Below are 1006 nucleotides of genomic sequence, written 5' to 3'. Positions count from 1 at the left end.
CCGTTTTCTGCGTGGGTTGGGCCAACTGTTCCTGCCTCTTTTTCTTTAACTTTGGGTGGTATCTGTTCTGTTGGGTTTGGGGGGGGTGTGTTGGCCCCGCGGGCCCCCCCGGGGCCGGGTCCGGCGAGATCCAGCGAGGCACCCCGGGCGTGCACGCCCGGGAGGAACCGCTTCTTCATGCCGGACACGCGAAGGGTTCACGCCTACCTCAGGTCCCCCGTTCGGTCGCGCTTGCAGCGGTGCCGGCCGGGGAAGGCGCAAGGGGGCGGCTCCGGACCCGGACCGCCAAGGACGAGCAGCGCCCGGAACGGGGGCCGCGCGGGTGACCGGCGGGCCGGGCATGGGAGGTGTGGACGGTGCCCGACACCGAGCGCCGGATCGTGGTGGTCCGCCATGCGAAGGCGGTGCCCAGACAGACCACGGACGTCGAGGACTTCGCACGCGAACTCGCGGACCGGGGACGGGCCGACGCCCCCAGGATGGGGCGCCGGCTCGCCGAATCCGGGTTCGAGGTGGACCTGGCGCTGTGCTCACCGGCCCGGCGGACCCGGCAGACATGGCAGCTCATGCTCCCCGCCCTCGCCGACCCCCCGACCACCGTCTTCGACGACAGGCTGTACGAGGCCGACGCCGAGGAACTGCTCGGCGTCCTCGGGGAGCAGTCGGACGAGCTGACCGGTCTGTTGGTCGTCGGCCACAACCCGGCCGTGCACGAGCTGGCGGTGGGACTGTGCGGGGACGGGCCGGAGCCGCTGGTGGCCCGCCTCGGCGAGTCCTTCCCCACGTGCGCCGTCGCCGTGCTGACCCTGAACGGCGGCTGGGGGAGCCTGGCCTGGAAGGCGGCCCGCCTCACGGCGCTCTGGACGCCCCGCGACTGACGGAGAACGCGCGTCGGGGGGGGGGGCCGGGGGGGGGGCGGGCCCCGCGGGGCGGGGGGGGGGGGGCGGGGGGACGCGAGTGGGCGTGGGACACCCGCCCCACCGCCGGGCGGAGGGACGGAACACAC

The 1006-nt window shown here is 74.4% G+C and carries 1 protein-coding gene; it reads left to right on the top strand.

Translation table 11 applies throughout. The annotated features are described in order from the left end of the window. Nucleotides 1-356: 356 nt before the first annotated feature. On the top strand, nucleotides 357-878 hold the full coding sequence (locus ACFVGY_RS00590; protein ID WP_385668687.1) for a SixA phosphatase family protein: 522 nt from the start codon (nucleotides 357-359) through the stop codon (nucleotides 876-878). Nucleotides 879-1006 lie beyond the last annotated feature (128 nt).

It is taken from the genome of Streptomyces sp. NPDC127106, from assembly GCF_042677605.1.
Classification (GTDB): Bacteria; Actinomycetota; Actinomycetes; order Streptomycetales; family Streptomycetaceae; genus Streptomyces.
This window is presented reverse-complemented; position numbering and strand designations above follow the sequence as displayed.